Annotated in this window: 15 protein-coding genes; 8 read left to right on the top strand and 7 right to left on the bottom strand. The window is 68.3% G+C overall.

The annotated features are described in order from the left end of the window. Positions 1-21 precede the first annotated feature (21 nt). Positions 22-1,326 (top strand): iron uptake transporter deferrochelatase/peroxidase subunit, encoded by a 1,305-nt coding sequence (gene efeB / locus ABRP18_RS10130; protein WP_349884577.1) that lies wholly within the window; start codon positions 22-24, stop codon positions 1,324-1,326. A 4-nt stretch (positions 1,327-1,330) separates the two neighbouring features. Here the strand turns inward: efeB and ABRP18_RS10125 are convergent, their stop codons facing one another. Both ABRP18_RS10125 and ABRP18_RS10120 read right to left on the bottom strand, forming a co-directional pair. Beyond that, the gene (locus tag ABRP18_RS10125; RefSeq protein ID WP_349884576.1) at positions 1,331-2,206 is read right to left on the bottom strand and encodes a serine hydrolase; all 876 of its coding nucleotides are present in this window, start codon (positions 2,204-2,206) and stop codon (positions 1,331-1,333) included. 10 nt (positions 2,207-2,216) lie between these two features. After that, on the bottom strand, positions 2,217-3,359 hold the full coding sequence (locus tag ABRP18_RS10120; RefSeq protein WP_193761745.1) for an acyltransferase family protein: 1,143 nt from the start codon (positions 3,357-3,359) through the stop codon (positions 2,217-2,219). A gap of 110 nt (positions 3,360-3,469) precedes the next feature. On the opposite strand from ABRP18_RS10120, the gene ABRP18_RS10115 reads away from it, so the two are divergent. From ABRP18_RS10115 to ABRP18_RS10105, 3 genes are read left to right on the top strand one after another with little or no spacing between them, the layout of a single operon-like run. Then, positions 3,470-4,696: an LLM class flavin-dependent oxidoreductase gene (locus tag ABRP18_RS10115; protein ID WP_046748303.1), complete on the top strand. Its 1,227-nt coding sequence runs from the start codon at positions 3,470-3,472 to the stop codon at positions 4,694-4,696. Between the two features lies 1 nt (position 4,697). Further along, positions 4,698-5,342, top strand: coding sequence for an FMN reductase (locus ABRP18_RS10110; protein WP_046748304.1), 645 nt, complete (start codon positions 4,698-4,700; stop codon positions 5,340-5,342). Positions 5,343-5,393: 51 nt separating this feature from the next. Continuing rightward, the gene (locus tag ABRP18_RS10105) at positions 5,394-6,746 is read left to right on the top strand and encodes an FAD-binding oxidoreductase (protein ID WP_349884575.1); all 1,353 of its coding nucleotides are present in this window, start codon (positions 5,394-5,396) and stop codon (positions 6,744-6,746) included. Between the two features lies 1 nt (position 6,747). Here the strand turns inward: ABRP18_RS10105 and ABRP18_RS10100 are convergent, their stop codons facing one another. Next, the gene (locus ABRP18_RS10100) at positions 6,748-7,437 is read right to left on the bottom strand and encodes a response regulator (protein ID WP_061015459.1); all 690 of its coding nucleotides are present in this window, start codon (positions 7,435-7,437) and stop codon (positions 6,748-6,750) included. Continuing rightward, on the bottom strand, positions 7,434-8,723 hold the full coding sequence (locus ABRP18_RS10095) for an ATP-binding protein (protein ID WP_058630519.1): 1,290 nt from the start codon (positions 8,721-8,723) through the stop codon (positions 7,434-7,436). The genes ABRP18_RS10100 and ABRP18_RS10095 overlap by 4 nt, the downstream gene beginning before the upstream one ends. Before the next feature lie 145 nt (positions 8,724-8,868). Here ABRP18_RS10095 and ABRP18_RS10090 point away from each other — a divergent pair, with 145 nt between their 5' ends. Further along, complete coding sequence (locus ABRP18_RS10090) at positions 8,869-10,308, top strand: cation:dicarboxylate symporter family transporter (protein WP_058630664.1); 1,440 nt, start codon at positions 8,869-8,871, stop codon at positions 10,306-10,308. 54 nt (positions 10,309-10,362) lie between these two features. Here ABRP18_RS10090 and ABRP18_RS10085 read toward each other — a convergent pair whose 3' ends face one another. Together ABRP18_RS10085 and ABRP18_RS10080 are read right to left on the bottom strand one after the other, a co-directional pair. Continuing rightward, a complete protein-coding gene (locus ABRP18_RS10085) occupies positions 10,363-10,548 on the bottom strand; it encodes a DUF5302 domain-containing protein (RefSeq protein ID WP_349884574.1) in 186 nt (61 codons plus the stop codon). 31 nt (positions 10,549-10,579) lie between these two features. Beyond that, a complete protein-coding gene (locus ABRP18_RS10080; protein ID WP_127012277.1) occupies positions 10,580-11,164 on the bottom strand; it encodes a DedA family protein in 585 nt (194 codons plus the stop codon). A 179-nt stretch (positions 11,165-11,343) separates the two neighbouring features. On the opposite strand from ABRP18_RS10080, the gene ABRP18_RS10075 reads away from it, so the two are divergent. Further along, positions 11,344-13,245, top strand: coding sequence for a GDSL-type esterase/lipase family protein (locus ABRP18_RS10075; RefSeq protein WP_374168940.1), 1,902 nt, complete (start codon positions 11,344-11,346; stop codon positions 13,243-13,245). A 12-nt stretch (positions 13,246-13,257) separates the two neighbouring features. On the opposite strand, the gene ABRP18_RS10070 is transcribed toward ABRP18_RS10075, so the two are convergent. Next, a complete protein-coding gene (locus ABRP18_RS10070; RefSeq protein WP_349884572.1) occupies positions 13,258-14,568 on the bottom strand; it encodes a UDP-glucose/GDP-mannose dehydrogenase family protein in 1,311 nt (436 codons plus the stop codon). 359 nt (positions 14,569-14,927) lie between these two features. Here ABRP18_RS10070 and ABRP18_RS10065 point away from each other — a divergent pair, with 359 nt between their 5' ends. Together ABRP18_RS10065 and ABRP18_RS10060 are read left to right on the top strand one after the other, a co-directional pair. Next, on the top strand, positions 14,928-17,204 hold the full coding sequence (locus ABRP18_RS10065) for a polyribonucleotide nucleotidyltransferase (RefSeq protein ID WP_349884571.1): 2,277 nt from the start codon (positions 14,928-14,930) through the stop codon (positions 17,202-17,204). Between the two features lie 219 nt (positions 17,205-17,423). Continuing rightward, positions 17,424-18,452, top strand: a complete 1,029-nt coding sequence (locus tag ABRP18_RS10060; protein WP_218867343.1) for an aldo/keto reductase — start codon at positions 17,424-17,426, stop codon at positions 18,450-18,452. Positions 18,453-18,514 lie beyond the last annotated feature (62 nt).

Raw genomic sequence — 18,514 nt, 5'->3', positions numbered from 1 at the left:
CCACCGGATACGATCACGGACGTGAACGAGTCAGAAGCGGGTGCCGCGCACGGCGAATCGACGTCGGGCGGGGCATCCACCCCGACCGGACTGAGCAGGCGCGGCCTTCTCGGGCTGGCCATCGGTGGCAGTGTCGCGGGGCTCGCTGTCGGGACCGGCGCCGGCCTCACCGGGGGAGTCGCACTGGGGCGCGCCAGGGCTGCCGATGACGCGCATTCGGCCTACGACTTCTTCGGAGAGCATCAGGCGGGCATCACCACTCCGGTGCAGGACCATCTGCACTTCGCCAGCTTCGACATGATGCCGCGCACCGACCGCGATGACCTGATCTCTCTGCTGCAGGACTGGTCGTATGCGGCCTCGCGCATGGCGCAAGGACTCGAGGTCAGCGCGACCGGCGCGGTCGGCGGACCGTCCGAGGCGCCTCCGGACGATACGGGAGAGGCGCTGGGTCTGCCCGCTGCAGGACTCACGATCACGTTCGGCTTCGGACCCGGTCTCTTCGAGAACGAGGACGGTGACCGGTACGGCATCGCCGCGCAGCGGCCGGCGGGGCTGGAGCGTCTGCCCGCCTTCCTCGGCGACGACCTCGATCCTCAGACCTCTCACGGTGACCTCTGTGTCCAGGCCTGTGCCGACGACCCCCAGGTGGCGGTGCACGCCATCCGCAACCTCAGTCGCATCGCGTTCGGCCGCGCGCGCCTGCGCTGGTCGCAGCTCGGCTTCGGCAAGACGTCGCGCACCACGGCGACGCAGGCGACCCCGCGCAACCTCTTCGGATTCAAGGACGGCACCGCGAACATCCTCGCCGACGACACCGAGGCGCTGAGGGATCACGTCTGGGTCGCCGCGAAGGACGAGCCGGCGTGGCTGGCCGGTGGCTCCTATCTTGTGGCCCGGAAGATCGCGATGCTCATCGAGACCTGGGACCGGGTGCGGCTCTCCGAGCAGGACACGATCATCGGCCGCGACAAGGGCGAGGGTGCACCGCTCTCCGGCGGCGATGAGTTCACCGCTCCGGACTTCCACGGCAAGGCGATCGACGCCGACAGTCACGTGAGCCTCGCGCACCCGGAACACAACGACGGCATCCGCATCCTCCGCCGCGGCTACAACTACGTCGACGGCAACAACGAGCTCGGTCGGCTCGACGCCGGGCTGTTCTTCCTCTCGTATCAGCGCGACCCCGCGCAGTTCATCGCGTTGCAGCGGCGGTTGTCGACCGACCTCATGAACGAGTACATCCGCCATGTCGGTTCGGGCGTCTGGGCGGTGCCGGCGGGCGCGAAGCCGGGGTCCTACGTGGGAGCCGCGCTGTTCGCCTGAGCTGTCACGGCTCGCGTGTGCTCGTGAGCGTCTCCACCGCGAACGCAGCGATGGCATCGGCGCCGAAGTGATCGTCGGCCGTGATGGCCACCACGGCGTCGTCGAGGAAGATGAGCAGTTGGCCGTAGGCGCCGTGAAGTCTCCACGCCGGCCCGGGGCCGCCCCATCCTGCAAGGGCGTAGCGATCGTAGTCCGCGCTCTCGCCGGCGACCCGCCATTGCGTGTGCATCGCGTCGGTCCATTCTGGGGCGATCAGCTGTCGGCCCTCCCACGCGCCGCGTTCCCTGATGAGCAGGCCGAGGCGCGCCAGCTCATCGGTGCGCAGGGGCAGGCCCCCTCCCGCGGCGATGCGACCCTGAGGGCTGCGCTCCCATTCCACGTCATCGATGCCGAGCGGTCGGAACAGTCGGGCGTCGAGGTATTCGCCCACATCTCCGACGCGCGCGGCGAGCGCGGCCATGGCGGTGTACGTGCTCGCGTTCGAGTACTGGAACGAGCGTCCGCTCGACGGGCGTCGCAGGAACTCGCGGGCCAGGTCCGGCCAGTCCGTCAGCAGCGTCTCGGACCACGGCAGATCGATCCCGCTGGTCATCGAGAGCAGATCCCGCAGCGTGACGTCCTCGACGCCATCTCCCAGCTCGAAGTCGGGGAGGTAGATGCCGACGGGCACGTCGAGCGACACCGCGCCCTCGTCGGCTGCCATTCCCGCAGCCAGAACGCAGACACCTTTCGCGATGGAGTGGACGTCCTCCCGCACGTCGTCGGTCCAGCGATGTTCAGCGGTCTCGGTGGCGACGCGGACGTGCAGCCCGTGAGCGCCGAAGTCCGTCTCCTCGATGCGTTCGACGATGCGGTCTCGGACGGTCTGTGCGCGGCTCACGCCTTCGAGGCTATCGCCCTGGCTGGCGGGGGCGTCGTGAGCCCGTCGGGTCGTTCCGGCGCCCCTCCTTGGAGGCGAGCGCCGGGTCGGCGAACAGCCACCCTGGCCGGGGTTCCACCAGGGGGCGGAAGACCCACCTGACCGGCTTCGTCGCCAGCGCGAGGGCGATCAGCACCGACGCCACGGTGACGAGGGGGAGCCAGATCCAGGTCGGCTCGAGGCTCTGCAGGACCCCGCTCTCGCGGAAGGGGTACAGCACGAACGAATGCAGCAGGAACACGTACATCGTGTACTGTCCGAATGTCGTCCACCAGTGGGCGCCCCGCGGGATGAGGGCGAAGAAGGCGGCGCTGAGCACGACGGCGAGCATCATCAGGAGTATCCGCACCCCGCCGGCCCACCACTGCTCCCCGCCCAGATCGGCATAGGAGTCCTCGTAGAAGAGCCAGTGCCGCAGATCGGCCGCCTGCCACAGCGGAAGCCAGTTCCAGGCGGCCCAACCGGTCAGTGCGAAGATCGCGACGGCGCCGCCGCGGATCCACCAGGGACGGAAGTCGAGGAGACGGAACCTGTCCACGATGTCGTGCTCGCGCAGCCACCAGCCCAGAGTGAAGAAGGGAAGGAGCCCCAGGGTGCGGGACAGCGAGAACGTGCTGTCGACGTTCGGCAGGTATCCCACGCCGACCGAGATCACCACTGTCCACAGCAGTGGCCACCGAAGCAGCGCGAGGTACGGGAGCACGAGCCGGAAGATCCCGAGTGCGAGGAGGAACCACAGCGTCCAGCTCGGCTTCGTGATGTTCGGATCGACCTGTCCCTCGACGAGCCACTTGGTGAGTGTCCACAGCGTCTCGAAGATGACGTAGGGGAGCAGGATGTCCGTGATCACCCTGGCCATCTGCGTCTTGGAGGGGGAGCCGGACTTCGAGAAGTAGCCGGAGATGATGGCGAACGCCGGCATGTGGAACGCGTACAGCGCCAGGTAGAACGCGAAGGCGATGTCGGAGTCGTACGTCAGGCGCTGGATCGCGTGACCGAGCACGACGAGCACGATGCAGACGTATCGTGCGTTGTCCCAGAACGGCACACGCCTCCGCCTGCGGGGGACCGATCCTGTGGTGGGCCCTGAGACGTCGGCGCCGGCACTGCTCATCGTTCGAGGCTACAGGCCGGGAATAAAGTTGATGTGAGCGCGTTGACACAGATACATTCAAATGAATAGAACGGGACGCGAGTCGTCCGGTTCGGAGACACGGAGCAATCATGAGCGAGCAGTCAGGCGCGCAGGCGATGCAGTTCGGCATCATGTCGGTCAGCGACATCACCCGCGATCCCACCACGGGAATCACCCCCAGCGAGCAGGAGCGCATCAAGGCGACGACGGCGATCGCCGTGCACGCCGAAGAGGTCGGACTCGACGTCTTCGCGATCGGCGAGCACCACAACCCGCCGTTCTGGTCCTCCAGCCCCACGACCTTCCTGGCGGCACTGGCCGCGCAGACCGAGCGCCTCATCGTCTCCACGTCGACGACGCTCATCACCACGAACGACCCTGTGCGCATCGCCGAGGAGTACGCGATGCTGCAGCACGTGTCCGACGGCCGCATGGACCTCATGCTCGGCCGCGGCAACACCGGCCCGGTGTACCCGTGGTTCGGGCAGGACATCCGTCAAGGTCTGCCGCTCGCGATCGAGAACTACGCCCTGCTGCACAAGCTGTGGCGTGAGGACGTCGTCGACTGGGAGGGCAAGTTCCGCACCCCGTTGCAGGGCTTCACCTCGACGCCCCGTCCGCTCGACGGCATCGCCCCGTTCGTGTGGCACGGCTCCATCCGCACCCCGGAGATCGCGGAGCAGGCCGCCTACTACGGAGACGGGTTCTTCGCGAACAACATCTTCTGGCCGAAGGAGCACTACCAGCGGCTCATCGAGCTGTACCGTCAGCGCTTCGAGCACTACGGCCACGGCACGCGCGAGCAGGCGATCGTGGGACTCGGCGGCCAGGTGTTCATGGCCGCGAAGTCGCAGGACGCGGTGAACCAGTTCCGCCCGTACTTCGACAACGCGCCGGTGTACGGTCACGGTCCGAGCATGGAGGACTTCACGGAGATGACCCCGCTGACGGTGGGCTCTCCGCAGCAGGTGATCGACCGCTACGCCGGCATGCGCGAGCACTATGGCGACTACCAGCGCCAGCTGTTCCTCATCGACCACGCTGGTCTGCCGTTGAAGACGGTCCTCGAGCAGCTCGACATCCTCGGTTCCGAGGTCGTCCCCGTGCTGCGCAAGGAGCTGGCGAAGGACCGCCCCGCATCCGTGCCGGACGCGCCGACCCATGCCGCGCGCGTCAAGGCCGAGTTCGGTGACGGGCCGACCCGTCAGGCGCGCCCCGGTGCGAACCGCGGAGACAACCTCACCGGGGACTCGCCCTACCAGGACACCCCGGCGCCCGCGGGTGCTGCCTTCGGACTCGGCCGGAAGGAGGCCTGACATGACCACGCGTCGTATCGCCGTCGTCTCGGCGGGATTGTCGAACCCGTCGTCCACCAGGATGCTCGCCGATCGCCTCGCGGCCGAGACCGTGAAAGCCCTCGCCGCACACGACATCGAGGCGAGCGTCGACGTGATCGAGCTGCGCGACTATGCGCACGACATCACGAACAACATGCTCACCGGCTTCGCGCCGCCGGCGCTCGAGACGGCGATCAACACCGTGGTCTCCGCCGATGCGCTGATCGCTGTGACGCCGATCTTCTCGACGAGTTACTCGGGCCTGTTCAAGTCGTTCATCGACGTGCTCGACCCGGACGCCCTCACCGGGAAGCCCGTGCTCATCGGGGCGAACGCGGGCACCGCCAGGCACTCGCTGGCGATCGACTATGCGATCCGCCCGCTGTTCGCGTACCTCCACGCCGAGGCCGTCTCGACCGGAGTGTTCGCGGCATCAAGCGATTGGGGCGGCGCGGGCGACGACGTCGCTCCGCTCGCCAAGCGTGTGGAGAAGGGGGCGAAGGAGCTCGCGGAGGCGATCGCACGTCGCGGAGCCTCCGAGACGGTCGATCCCTACGACCCTGCCACGTACCTGGGTGAAGGGCGCTCGTTCGGCCACATGCTCGGCGGTCTGGCGGGCGAGTGAGTCGCGCATGACGCCATCGACGATGTCCGAGGGATGTCGTACGGTGGCGTCATGCCAACGCACCCCGCCATCGTCGCGCTCCAGGACCGACTGACCGGAACCCTCGTCCTTCCCGCAGACACGGCGTACGCCGCGGCGTGTCGACCGTGGAACCTCGCGATCGAGCAGCATCCAGATGCGGTCGCGACGCCCGCCGACGTCGACGACCTCCGTGTGCTCCTGCGCGCAGCACGGGAAGCGGGGACGAGCCTCGCGATCCAGCCGAGCGGCCACGGCGCATCCGGCGACCTGAGTGGTGCCGTCCTGGTGCGCATGAGCGCATTCGACGAGCTGTCCCTCGACCTCGAGAGCGGGGTCGCGACCGTCGGCGCCGGCGTGCGCTGGGGCGCGGTCGTCGAGGCGCTGGAGGGAACCGGCTGGGTCGCGCCGGCCGGCACCAGCCCGGTCGTCAGCGTGGCCGGGTACACACTGGGCGGCGGGCACTCCTGGTTCAGCCGCACGGGCGGTCTCGGCTCCGACAACCTGCGCGCGGCATGGGTGCTCCGCCCTGACGGCACGCATGAGCGCATCGACGATGACACCGACAGTGACCTCATGTGGGCATTGCGCGGAGCCGGAGGCCTGGTGGGGATCGTGACCGCGCTCGAGATCGAGCTCGTGCCGGCACCGGACATCTGGGGCGCCAACCTCACCTTCGATGTCGTCGACGCTCCCGCGGTCGTCCGTGCGGTCCGCGACCTCGCCGCATCAGCAGCCGCGACGCTCAACGTGTTCGTCAGCTCGATGCGCATGCCGGATGCGCCGGAGCTGCCTGAGCAGATCAGGGGACGCAGCTTCCTCACCGTCCAGGTGCTGTCGACCGATGGGCCGCAGGACGAACTGGTCGACACGGTGCGTAGAGCAGGGGAGGTGCGCAGGGAGATCACCGGTCCGACTTCGCCCGCTGCACTGGCCGCCGCCTCGAACGAGCCCACGGAGCCGACCCCTGGCCGGGGTGCTTCGATGGCTCTGAGCATCCTCGACGACGAGACGATCGATGCCCTCCTCGAGTTCAGGGAGCTCCCGGAGCACTGGCCGATCATGGGCATCGACCTCCGCATGCTCGGCGGTGCCTTGAACGCCCCGCGCCGCTCGGGCTTCGCATCGCTGCAGTCCGTCGGCTGGCTGTTGCACGCTCTCGTCCCGGTCATCCCCGGTGTGCCGACCGAGCCTGGCGACGCGAGTCTCGTGGCGTTCCGCGAGCTCCTGGCGCCGAACGAGGCCCCGCAGACCGTGGCGACCTTCCTCGGCCCTGATCAGTCGCTCGACCGATGCGGCACCGCCGACGATGTCGCCCGACTGCGCAGCGTGCGGTCGCGCGTCGACCCCGAGGGACTGCTCCACGAAGGACGACTGCCGCGCTGACCTAAGCGGTAGGCGGTCCGGGGCGTCTCCAGTCGTACTCGGTCTCCGGTCGTCCCCGTGTGCCGTAGCGTGCGCCCCGTGTCAGCACACCCTCGGCGACCAGATGCTCCAGGTAACGGCGCACCGCGACCCGAGACATGCCGAGTCGCTCGGCTGCCTCCCGCGCCGAGAGCGGTCCGCCGGCGCGCAGTTCCGCGGCGACCCTGTCCAAGGAGGTCGTCGAGAGTCCCTTGGGCAGCGCGATCGTTCCCGTGGAGCGGCCGAGCAGTGCATCGATCTCCGCTTGGGTGGCCTCGCCCTCGGTGGAGCGCGCCTGTTCCCTGTATGCGCGGTACTGTTCCATCCGCTCGCGGAACACGGTGAACGGGAACGGCTTAACGAGATACTGGAACACCCCGAGCGCAGCCATCTGCCGCACCGACTCGGCGTCGCGCACACTGGTGATCGCGATCACGTCCAGCGCTGCGGAGCGTGCTCGGAGCGCACGGAGCACGTCGATACCCGAGCCGTCCGGCATCGTGATGTCGAGCAGTACCAGATCGAATGCGCCGGGTCGATCGAGCACTGCCGTCATCGCGGCGCGGGCGCCCGTGCACTCGCCGGTCACCTCGAAGCCGTCGAGACGGGCAAGGTAGTCGCGGTGCAGTTCGAGCGTGAGTGCGTCGTCGTCGACGATGAGCGTGCGGATCATCGCCGCCGCCGCCCTTGCCGTTCGCCCGCGGCGGGGAGGACGACTCGGAAGGTCGTCGGGGCATCCGTCACCGTCACCGAGCCACCCGCCCCGCTCACCACCGAGCGCACGAGGGCCAGGCCGATGCCGCGCCCTTGCGCATCGGCAGGTTTCGTGGAGAATCCCTGGTCGAACATCCGCTCGCGCACGGCCGGCGCTATTCCGGGACCGCTGTCGGAGACCTCCAGCACGATTCCGTGGCCGTCGTGCGTGCGCAGCGAGACCCGCACCCACCGGTCGTCCGACTCGGCCGCGGCATCCATGGCGTTGTCCACCAGGTTGCCGAGCACGGACACGGCGTCCACGGTCGACAGGGGAGTGCGGGGAGTGTCCGGCTCGATGTGCACCCGCCAGTCGATGCCGCGTTCCTTGGCCTGCGAGGCCTTTCCGAGGAGGAGCGCTCCGACGGCCGGATCGCCGTGGCGTCGCGCGGTCACCTGGTCGACGAGGGATTGGCTCTGACGGGACGTCTCCGTGAGGATCTCGATCGCCTCGTCACGGCGTCCGAGTTCGAGCAGGGCCACCGCGGCGTGCATCCTGTTCCCGTGTTCGTGCGTCTGCGCCCGCAGCGCTTCCCCCAGGGTGCGGATCGATTCGTACGACGACACGGCGTCGCGCAGCTGGCCGGGCGGGAGATCGCCGGCGATTCGGCGGGTCACGCGGCGAGCGATGATCGCGCCACCGGCGCCGAGGGCGACGAGGGCGATCGTGATGCCGAGCGTGAGAGGCAGGCGGCGGATCAGCGTATCGCTGATGGACTCGGTCGTCACCCCTGCGGCGACCCAGCCGATCAGGTCGTCATCCGGCGCGGTGACCGGGACGATGGTCCGTACCGATGGTCCCAGGGTACCGGTGAACTCCTCGGTGAGCGTGCGCGGCGACGCGGGGATCGTGCCCAGGTAGGTTCCGCCGATCTGGTCGGCGTCGGGGTGGGTGATCCGCGTGCCGTCGGGAGTCATCACCGTGATGAAGTCGAGTCCCGCACCGGCGACCACGGTCAGCGAGTAGGGCTCGAGCACCCGTGTGGCCGCTTCCCGGTCGTCCGAGCTCAGACCGTCGATCACGTCCGGGGAGGCAGCGAGCGAGACGGCAGTGGCGGCCGTGACCCGTTCCGCCTCGGCGCGGATCGATCGTTGCGCCTCCAGCACCAGGAAGCCCGCGACGAGGATGCCGATCACGACGGCGGCGACCAGCAGCACGGCGAACACACGGGAGGCGGTGCTGCGGGTGCGGGAGGGGCGCGCCATCGCTTCCTCCGATCGTCGATGCTCAGGTGCCGTGACCAATACGACCACAACTCGCCCCGATGCGGGAAGTCGAGGACCGTGAACTCTGATCGGCGGCGAAGCAGCCGCCCACCGGACGATGACGTCGATGATCGAGGAGGACGCGATGGCGCTCACAACAGGATTCTCACTGCCGAAGTTCAACTGGCGGCGAGGGAAGCAATCGTGGGACCGGCACACCTGGCTGTATGTGTCGGTGCTCCTGGCGGTCGTGCTCGGTGCGGTCGTCGGTCTCGTCTGGCCCGAGGTGGGACAGGCTTTCGAGCCGCTGGGCAAGGGATTCGTGGCTCTGATCAAGATGATGATCGCCCCGATCATCTTCTGCACGATCGTGGTCGGAGTGGGGTCGATAGCCAAGGCGGCCACCGTCGGCAAGATCGGCGGACTCGCGCTGCTGTACTTCATGGTCATGTCGACCTTCGCCCTCGCGATCGGTCTCGTCGTGGGGAACATCATCCACCCGGGCTCCGGACTCGACATGGCCTCGTCGACGTACGATGCGGTCGAGGCGGAGGCCAAGACGACACAGGAGTTCATCCTCGGCATCATCCCGACCACGTTCTTCTCGGCGTTCACCGGTGAGAGCGTGCTGCAGGTGCTGTTCATCGCGCTCCTCGTCGGCTTCGCCCTGCAGGGGCTCGGCGACCGTGGCGCCCCGATCATGGACGCGGTCAAGCAGCTCCAGAAGCTCGTCTTCCGCATCCTCGGCATGATCCTGTGGCTGGCTCCGCTCGGGGCCTTCGGTGCGATCGCCGCCGTGGTCGGCAAGACCGGTGTCGCCGCGATCTGGAGCCTGGGCACGCTGATGGTCGCCTTCTACATCACCTGCATCCTGTTCATCGTCGTCATCCTCGGGGTGCTGCTGTGGACCGTCACACGGGTGAACATCTTCGCGCTCATGAAGTACCTCGCCAGGGAGTACCTGCTCATCGTCGGAACGTCTTCCTCGGAATCCGCGCTGCCCCGGCTGATCGCGAAGATGGAGTTCGTCGGCGTCTCCAAGCCGGTCGTGGGCATCACCGTTCCGACCGGGTACTCGTTCAACCTCGACGGCACGGCCATCTACCTGACGATGGCTTCGCTGTTCATCGCCACGGGCATGGGCCAGCCGATGACGATCGGCGAGCAGATCGGTCTGCTCGTGTTCATGATCATCGCGAGCAAGGGCGCCGCCGGAGTCACCGGCGCGGGCCTCGCCACCCTCGCCGGCGGCCTCCAGGCATACCGCCCCGACCTGGTGGACGGTGTCGGGGTGATCGTGGGCATCGATCGGTTCATGTCGGAGGGGCGAGCACTCACGAACTTCACCGGCAATGCGGTCGCGACCCTGTTGATCGGCACGTGGACGAAGCAGATCGACCGCGACCGCGTGCGACGCGTGCTCAGCGGGGAGCTACCCTTCGACGAGTCCCTGCTCGACGGCGTCGATGCGCACGAGCCGGTGGGCAGCGCCCAGGCCGCTGACATGCAGGAGCTCCGCGAAGCGGCGGTCTCCGAGATGGCGGCGAAGGAGGAGCGGGCCCGGCTCCGCGCCGACCGCCGCTGAGACGGAAGTGGGGGATGCGGGAGCCCGGCCGAGCCGGCTCCCGCATCCGCGCGGTCAACCGCTCTTGCGTCGGAACTCGCGCCGCGTCTGCGGGGCGTTCGCACTGTGCACGGTGTGCACGGCGGAATCGCCGTCGAGGTGTGCCTCGCCCTGCCGGTGGTGCGCGTTCTTCTTCTCGAGCGCTTCCTTGAACTTGCGCTTCATCTCCTCAGAAGAGGAGGCGCCTTCTTCGGTGCTCATGACCCGAGCCTAGGGCACGTGCCCGGGTGGGTCACCCTCTGGAGCGGCGCACGCACAGGTCGATCAGCGCCCCGATCCCGATCGCGAGCACGATGGAGACGGGCACGGCCACGAGCGGACCTCCGGGGACGAGCGTCGCGACAGTTGCGCCCACCGCGGCCTGGTACAGCGCCCACCCGGTCGCAGCGAGACTGACGAGCGCGAGGTAGCGCGGCGGGTGGACACGCGATGCCCCGGCGACCAGATTGATCGCAAGCCGCGCGAACGGCACGAACCTCGCGGTGAACAGCACCGTGGCCATCCCGCCGTCCAAGCGGCGGCGAGCCCAATCCAGAGCCTGGAGCACTCGTGGTGCCCGCATCCACCGCCAGCGCTCGGTGCCAACCGACCACCCGATGAGGTAGCAGCAGGCGTCACCCAGAGCAGCGGCGACGGCGGCACACACGACCACAGCCCACAGGGGCGGGGAGCCCGTCGTGACCGCGATCGCACCGAGGGCGGTCACCGCGACCTCACCGGGCACCACGACGAAGAAGGCGTCCCCCACCACGAGCACGCTCATCAGGACCAGGCTCCAAGGGCCAGCGAGTGAGGCGGTCAGCAGATCCGTCGGCACGTCGCCCACTCTGCCCCCAGAGGGTGAACGGGAACCAAAGAACGGATAGCCGGTGACCCGTTCTCCAGCATCCGGTGAACATCCGGTGCAGAAGGGCGTCTGCGGGCGTCCCCGCTCGTACGGACCGTCATCCTGGGCCTGTGAGAGTAGCGATCGTCACGGAGTCCTTCCTTCCGCACATGAACGGTGTCACCGGCTCGGTGCTGCAGATCCTGCGACACCTCGAACGGCGAGGGCATGAAGCTCATGTCGTCGCGCCCGCGGCCGTCGGCGCACCGTCCGAGATCAGCGGTGCCCCCGTCGAACCGATACCGAGTCTCGCTCTTCCGGGGTACCGGCACGTGAGGGTGGGAACGTCGAGCGCTCACCGCATCGCCACCTCGCTCGCTCGCTTCCAGCCCGATGTCGTGCACCTCGCTTCCCCTTTCGCATTGGGGTGGCGTGGGGTGCTGGCCGCCGAGCGCCTGGAGCTGCCGGCCGTCGCCGCCTATCAGACCGACGTCGCCGCATACACCGAGCGCTATCGGGTCGCGGCGACCACGGGCATCGCCCAGGCTCACATCGCCCGCCTGCATCGACGCGCCACCATCACCCTCGCGCCCTCCGCCGACTCGGCCAGGCAGCTCACCGCGCTGGGTATCGACCGCGTGCGTCGCTGGGGGAGAGGCGTCGACGCCGAGCGGTTCCAGCCGTCGCGACGCGACGGCGCGCTCCGAGTCGGCTGGGGCGCCGACGTCGTCATCGGCTACGTCGGACGTCTCGCGCCGGAGAAGCAGGTCGAAGACCTCGTCGCACTCCGCGGTATCCCCGGCACACGCCTGGTGATCGTGGGGGACGGGCCCAGCAGAGCGAAGGTGCAGGGACTGCTACCCGATGCCCTCTTCCTCGGCCACCTCGACGGGGACGCGCTCGCCGCGGCGATGGCATCTTTCGACCTGTTCGTCCACCCCGGCGAGAGCGAGACGTTCGGTCAGACCCTGCAGGAAGCCCATGCGAGCGGTGTCCCCGTGATCGCGACGGGTCGCGGCGGTCCGCTGGGTCTCGTGCGCATGGGCATCGACGGATGGCTCTACCGGCCGGGGGACCTCGACGATCTGCGGGGTCGGGTGTCCGACCTCGCCGGCGATGCGCGCAAGAGGCGGGCTTTCGGCGAGGCCGGGCGCGAAGCCGTACAGGAGCGCAGCTGGGAGAAGGTATGCGACCAGCTCCTCGATCACTTCGACGAGGCGAGGACGCTGCATGCGGTGGACTCCCGCGCTCGCGCTCGTCGCCTCGTGCGCCCCGAGCCGCCCGCGACGATCGTCTCCCGTCGGTGGCGGCGGTACGTCGCGCTCGGTGACTCTCTTACGGAAGGGCTCTGCGATCCGGCACCCGATGGTGCGCTGAGAGGATGGGCCGACCGTCTCGCGCTCCTGCTCGCCGCGAGAGGAGGTCTGCACTACGCGAACCTGGCCATCAGGTCCAAGCGCGTCCGAGACGTCGCCGGACTGCAACTGGCAAGGGCACTCGAGCTTCGGCCCGACCTCGTGTCGATCCTGATCGGTGCGAACGACCTCGTGAAGCCCCGCGTCGATGTCACCGCGCTCGCCGCGGAGCTCGAGGACGCCGTGCGCCGGCTGCGGGGAATAGGGGCGGACGTGCTCCTCGTCACGCCCTTTCTCCCTGGCCGTCGCGCTGCGTCGATCTATACGCGGAGGTTCTCCGCCTTCGCCACCGCGTTGAGCGGGATCGCCGCCCGCACCGGCGCGATCCTGATCGATACGGATCTGCACCCCTCGCTGGCCGAGCGCGCGAACTGGGGCGAGGATCTGGTCCACCTGAGCAGCCGGGGCCACCGTTTCCTCGCCTACCGTGGCGCCGAAGTGCTTGGTGTCCCCGATGCCGATGCGCTCGGGGTGCTCGACGCAGCGATGCACGACCATGAGACCATCGGCGCCGGTGTGTGGTGGCGACGGCATGCGCTTCCGTGGGTCTGGCGCCGCCTCAACGGTCGCGCGGCGGGTGACGGGAGGATCGCGAAGCACGATGGCTACGTGTACCTCGGTCGGCCGTCTGCGGCGTTCGCTGCGGTCGTGCCCTGAGACCCCGCTCGCTCAGCGCCGACCCATGCCGTGGTACTGCCAGCCGGCGGCGCGCCACGCGGTCGAGTCGAGGCAGTTGCGGCCGTCCACGATGACCCGGCCCCGTACGAGTGCCCCGGCGTGCTCCGGCGAGAGGTCCCGTCGATACTCATCCCACTCGGTGACGACCACGACGGCATCGGCCTCCCGCAGCGCCTCGTCGCGGTCACGGGCGTAGCCCAGCTGCGGATGCGCCTTGGCCGCGTTGTCGACGGCAGCGGGGTCGGTGACCACGACATCAGCGCCCAGACCGCGAAGACGCACGGCGACGTCGAGGGCCGGTGAGTCCCGGATGTCGTCGCTGAAGGGCTTGAACGCCGCTCCCAGCACGGCGATCCTGCGACCGAACACCAGACCGCCCAGTGCATCCACGACGAGCTGCACGGCTCGATCGCGACGCCGGAGATTGATCGTGTCGACTTCACGCAGGAAGCCGACCGCCTCGCCGCGGCCCAGCTCTTCCGCCCGCGCGGCGAACGCCCTGATGTCCTTGGGCAGACAACCGCCGCCGAATCCGATGCCCGCGCCGAGATAGCGCCGCCCGATCCGTGTGTCATGGCCGAGCGCATCGGCGAGCAGAGCGACATCTGCGCCGGACGCCTCCGCGATCTCCGCCATCGCGTTGATGAAGGAGATCTTCGTGGCGAGGAAGGCGTTCGCCGCTCCCTTGACCAGTTCCGCGGTCGCGAGATCCGTCACCAGGAACGGCACCCCGCTTTCGACGGCGGCACAGTACACGCCACGGAGGATCCGGACCGCGCGCTCGCCGGCGGCATCCGACTCGGCACCCACGACGAGACGGTCCGGTGTCAAGGTGTCGTGCACGGCCCAGCCCTCGCGGAGGAACTCCGGATTCCAGACGAGCGTCGCACCCGTGGGGGAGATGCGAGCGGCGAGCTCGCCTGCGGTGCCGACGGGAACGGTGGATTTGCCGGCCACCACGTCTCCTGGGCGCAGGTGGGGGAGCAGATCGTCGACAGCCGCGTCGACATAGCGGAGATCTGCGGAGTGCGCACCCGGGGCCTGTGGGGTGCCGACAGCGAGGAAGTGCACGTCTGCGCCCCCGGCATCGGCCATCCGCGCGCTGAAGCGGAGCCTTCCGGTCGACAGGCCTTCCGCGATGAGCTCGGCGAGTCGTGGTTCGAAGAACGGCGCAGCGCCCGACGCGAGCGCGGCGACCTTGTCCCGGTCGACGTCGATGCCCACGACGTCGTGTCCCAGGGAGGCCATGGCGGCGGCATGAACGGCTCCGAGATATCCGCAGCCGATGACGGAGAGGCGCATGAACCCACCACAGCCGATGCCCCCCTCGCTTCGGCATCCACGGGGTGAACGTGTCGTGGCCGGTCGATGTCGGATCCGCGTCGCGCGCCGACTCGCAGGATTCGAGGTCCGCGCTGATAGAGTGGATGAGGTTGATGTCTGTCAACCGCACAATTTCATATCGACTCATGGAGCGATCGGCGGAGAAGCTGGTCCCCTGTGGTGGGTTCCTCGGCAGATGTCGGGTGGCTTTCTACTGGTGGCCAGCGCAGGCGAGATTCGCGGGAGTGCCCGCGCGCCCGAACCCTTCCGTTCCGCTCCTTTGAACATGCTCGCGCGTCACATGGATTCGCGAGTCTAAACAAAGAAGGAGAGACCTCTTGGAAGGTCCTGAAATCACCGCCACCGAGGCCGTTCTCGACAACGGCCGCTTCGGCACCCGCACCATCCGCTTCGAGACCGGCCGCCTCGCGCAGCAGGCTCAGGGCGCAGTCGCCGCGTACCTCGACGGCGAGACCATGCTCCTCTCGGCCACGAGCGCAGGCAAGCACCCGCGCGAGGGCTTCGACTTCTTCCCGCTGACGGTCGATGTCGAAGAGCGCTCCTACGCCGCCGGCAAGATCCCCGGCTCGTTCTTCCGTCGTGAGGGTCGTCCCTCCACCGAGGCGATCCTCGTCTGCCGTCTGATCGACCGTCCGCTGCGTCCGTCGTTCGTCGACGGCCTGCGTAACGAGGTCCAGGTCGTCATCACCGTGATGTCGATCGCTCCCGGCGAGTTCTACGACGCTCTCGCCATCAACGCCGCATCCGCGTCGACCCAGATCTCGGGTCTCCCGTTCTCTGGCCCCGTCGCCGGTGTGCGCCTCGCGTTCATCCCCGGCCAGGGCGAGCACGCCGACCAGTGGGTCGCGTTCCCGACCGCCGAGCAGGTCGCGGAGGCCGTGTTCGACCTGATCGTCGCCGGTCGTGTCGTCACCAAGGCCGATGGCACCGAAGACGTCGCGATCATGATGGTCGAGGCTGAGGCCACCGAGCACAGCTGGAACCTGATCAAGGCCGGCGCCACCAAGCCGAACGAAGAGATCGTCGCTCAGGGTCTCGAGGCCGCGAAGCCGTTCATCGCTCAGCTCGTGAAGGCTCAGGCCGAGCTCGCCGCCACGGCGTCGAAGGAGCCGGGCGTGTACCCGGTCTTCCCGGCGTACAGCGACGAGGTCTACAGCTTCGTGTCCGAGCGTGCGTTCGCCGAGCTCAGCGACGTCTACCATATCGCCGACAAGGTCGAGCGTCAGACCGCCGACGACGCGATCAAGGACCGCGTGAAGGCGGAGCTCATCGAGGCCACCGAGGCGGGTTCGCTCCCGGCCGCAGCCCCGCTCGAGTTCTCGGCCGCGTACAAGTCGGTCACCAAGCGGATCGTCCGCGGTCGCATCCTCACCGAGGGCGCTCGTATCGACGGTCGTGGGCTGGCGGACATCCGTCCGCTCGACGCCGAGGTGCAGGTCATCCCGCGCGTGCACGGCTCTGCGATCTTCCAGCGCGGCGAGACCCAGATCCTGGGTGTCACCACGCTGAACATGCTCAAGATGGAGCAGCAGATCGACTCGCTGTCGCCTGTGACGAGCAAGCGTTACATGCACCACTACAACTTCCCGCCGTACTCGACCGGTGAGACCGGCCGTGTCGGTTCGCCGAAGCGTCGCGAGATCGGGCACGGCTTCCTGGCCGAGCGCGCCCTCGTGCCGGTGCTGCCGAGCCGCGAGGAGTTCCCGTACGCGATCCGTCAGGTGTCCGAGGCGCTCAGCTCCAACGGTTCCACCTCGATGGGCTCCGTCTGCGCGTCGACCCTGTCGCTGCTGAACGCGGGTGTGCCGCTGCGCGCTCCCGTCGCCGGTATCGCGATGGGTCTCGTGTCGGACGAGGTCAACGGTGAGACCCGCTACGCGGCTCTGACCGACATCCTGGGTGCGGAGGACGCACTCGGCGACATGGACTTCAAGGTCGCCGGAACCAGCGAGTTCGTCACGGCCATCCAGCTGGACACCAAGCTCGACGGCATCCCGACGCAGGTTCTCGCCGGTGCGCTCACCCAGGCTCGTGAGGCTCGTCTGACGATCCTCAACGTCCTGAACGCTGCGATCGACGCTCCCGACGAGATGGCGCCCACCGCGCCTCGCGTCATCAGCGTGCAGATCCCGGTCGACAAGATCGGCGAGCTGATCGGCCCGAAGGGCAAGACGATCAACGCGATCCAGGATGAGACCGGCGCGCAGATCTCCATCGAGGAGGACGGCACCGTCTACATCGGCGCCACCGACGGCCCGTCGGCTGAGGCCGCTCGTGCCCAGGTCAACGCGATCGCCAACCCCACCAACCCGGAGGTCGGGGAGCAGTTCCTCGGCACCGTCGTGAAGATCGCCACCTTCGGTGCGTTCGTCTCGCTGCTCCCGGGCAAGGACGGCCTCCTGCACGTCACCGAGGTGCGCAAGCTCGCCGGTGGCAAGCGGGTCGAGAACGTCGACGACGTGCTCTCGGTCGGCCAGAAGATCCTCGTGAAGATCACGAAGATCGACGACCGTGGCAAGCTCTCGCTCGAGCCCGTCCTCGACGACGCTCCTGCCGCTGAAGCTGCCCCTGCAGAGGACGCAGCCGCCGAGTAAGCACGACGTTCGAACGGAACCCGGGCCTCTTCGCGAAGAGGGGGCCCGGGTTTCGTCGTCCAGTGGTGTGACCAAATCGTTATCCGGTGTTTCCGCGCCGTTCCCCGGATTGGTCGGGGCGTCCGGGGAATTCGCTTACTCTCGAAGTACGCACCGGGGGGTGCAGATCCAGCAGGTACGCAGGTCGGCACGCACCGATCGACGCGGGGGTGAGAGAGAATGCGGTTGTTCAGCGTAGGCGCAGGAGCGTCTGAGGAAGGCGCCAAGCAGGGCGTTGCCGAGCATCCGTCCGCGCCCATCCCGATCGTCGGACCGGGGATAGGGGAGTCCATCCGCGTCGCCCTGGGCGAAACGGGTTTCGAGACGTTCCCTCTGATGCTCGGCGCGGCGGAGTTCGGCTGGAACGTCGACCTCGAGACCAGTCACGGCATTCTCGACCGCTATGTGGAGTTCGGCGGAAACGCCATCCATACCGCTGACGGCTTCTCCGGCGGACGCAGCGAGCACATCATCGGGCAGTGGTTGCGGTCGCGCGGTCAGCGCGAGCGCAGTGTCCTGAGCGTCCGCATCGGCGCCCACGCCGACAACCCCGGCCTCGGTTCGGTCAACCTCGTGCGTGCCGTCGAGGGATCGCTGACCCGGCTCGGTGTCGACCGCATCGATGTGCTCTATCTCGATGCGACCCTCGACGCGACGACCAACCTCGAAGACACCTTGGCGACCGTCGAATGGATGACGGATGCCGGCAAGATCGGTTCGGTCGGTGCATTCGGCTTCGCCCCGGAGCGGCTCGTGGAAGCACGCATCCTGGCCGCGGCCGGTTACCCGCGCATCCAGGTGATCGACACTCCCTACAACCTGGTCCGCCGTCAGCCGTTCGAGGGTGATCTTCGCCTCGTGGCCGGTGCGCAGAACCTCGCCGTCACGCCGTCGCACGCGCTCGAGCACGGATTCCTGTCGGGTCGGCATCGCAGCAAAGCGCTCACGTCGCGCGGTGTGCGGGGCGAGCAACTGCGTGGTCATCTGAACCGCCGGGGGATCAAGATCCTGCGCGCTCTCGATCAGGTCGCCGAGGAAGTGAGTGCTCCTGTCGCGGCGGTCTCCATCGCCTGGTTGCTCGCTCAGCGCACGATCGCCGCGCCCATCGTCAACGCGTTCGCGAGCGATCACGTCGATGAGCTGATGCAGGGAGCGGGTGTCTCGCTCTCGCGCAGCCAGGTGTCCGATCTCACCCGGGCGGGTAACTGAGCTTCCAGCCGCCCGTGACATAGGGTGGAAGAGAGGTCCGGCGGATGCTGGCGATGAAGCGA

Origin of the sequence: Microbacterium sp. WHRI 7836, assembly GCF_040223885.2 — a bacterium.
Classification (GTDB): domain Bacteria; phylum Actinomycetota; class Actinomycetes; order Actinomycetales; family Microbacteriaceae; genus Microbacterium; species Microbacterium oxydans.
This window is presented reverse-complemented; position numbering and strand designations above follow the sequence as displayed.

What these genes read in the sequence shown, in the direction of transcription:
- ABRP18_RS10060 (WP_218867343.1), top strand. Translation starts at nt 17,424, where the DNA reads ATGCGGTTGTTCAGCGTAGGCGCAGGAGCGTCTGAGGAAGGCGCCAAG.
- ABRP18_RS10110 (WP_046748304.1), top strand. Translation starts at nt 4,698, where the DNA reads ATGACCACGCGTCGTATCGCCGTCGTCTCGGCGGGATTGTCGAACCCG.
- ABRP18_RS10075 (WP_374168940.1), top strand. Translation starts at nt 11,344, where the DNA reads ATGAACGGTGTCACCGGCTCGGTGCTGCAGATCCTGCGACACCTCGAA.
- ABRP18_RS10105 (WP_349884575.1), top strand. Translation starts at nt 5,394, where the DNA reads ATGCCAACGCACCCCGCCATCGTCGCGCTCCAGGACCGACTGACCGGA.
- ABRP18_RS10085 (WP_349884574.1), bottom strand. Translation starts at nt 10,548, where the DNA reads ATGAGCACCGAAGAAGGCGCCTCCTCTTCTGAGGAGATGAAGCGCAAG.
- ABRP18_RS10120 (WP_193761745.1), bottom strand. Translation starts at nt 3,359, where the DNA reads ATGAGCAGTGCCGGCGCCGACGTCTCAGGGCCCACCACAGGATCGGTC.
- ABRP18_RS10090 (WP_058630664.1), top strand. Translation starts at nt 8,869, where the DNA reads ATGGCGCTCACAACAGGATTCTCACTGCCGAAGTTCAACTGGCGGCGA.
- ABRP18_RS10100 (WP_061015459.1), bottom strand. Translation starts at nt 7,437, where the DNA reads ATGATCCGCACGCTCATCGTCGACGACGACGCACTCACGCTCGAACTG.
- ABRP18_RS10070 (WP_349884572.1), bottom strand. Translation starts at nt 14,568, where the DNA reads ATGCGCCTCTCCGTCATCGGCTGCGGATATCTCGGAGCCGTTCATGCC.
- ABRP18_RS10095 (WP_058630519.1), bottom strand. Translation starts at nt 8,723, where the DNA reads ATGGCGCGCCCCTCCCGCACCCGCAGCACCGCCTCCCGTGTGTTCGCC.
- ABRP18_RS10115 (WP_046748303.1), top strand. Translation starts at nt 3,470, where the DNA reads ATGAGCGAGCAGTCAGGCGCGCAGGCGATGCAGTTCGGCATCATGTCG.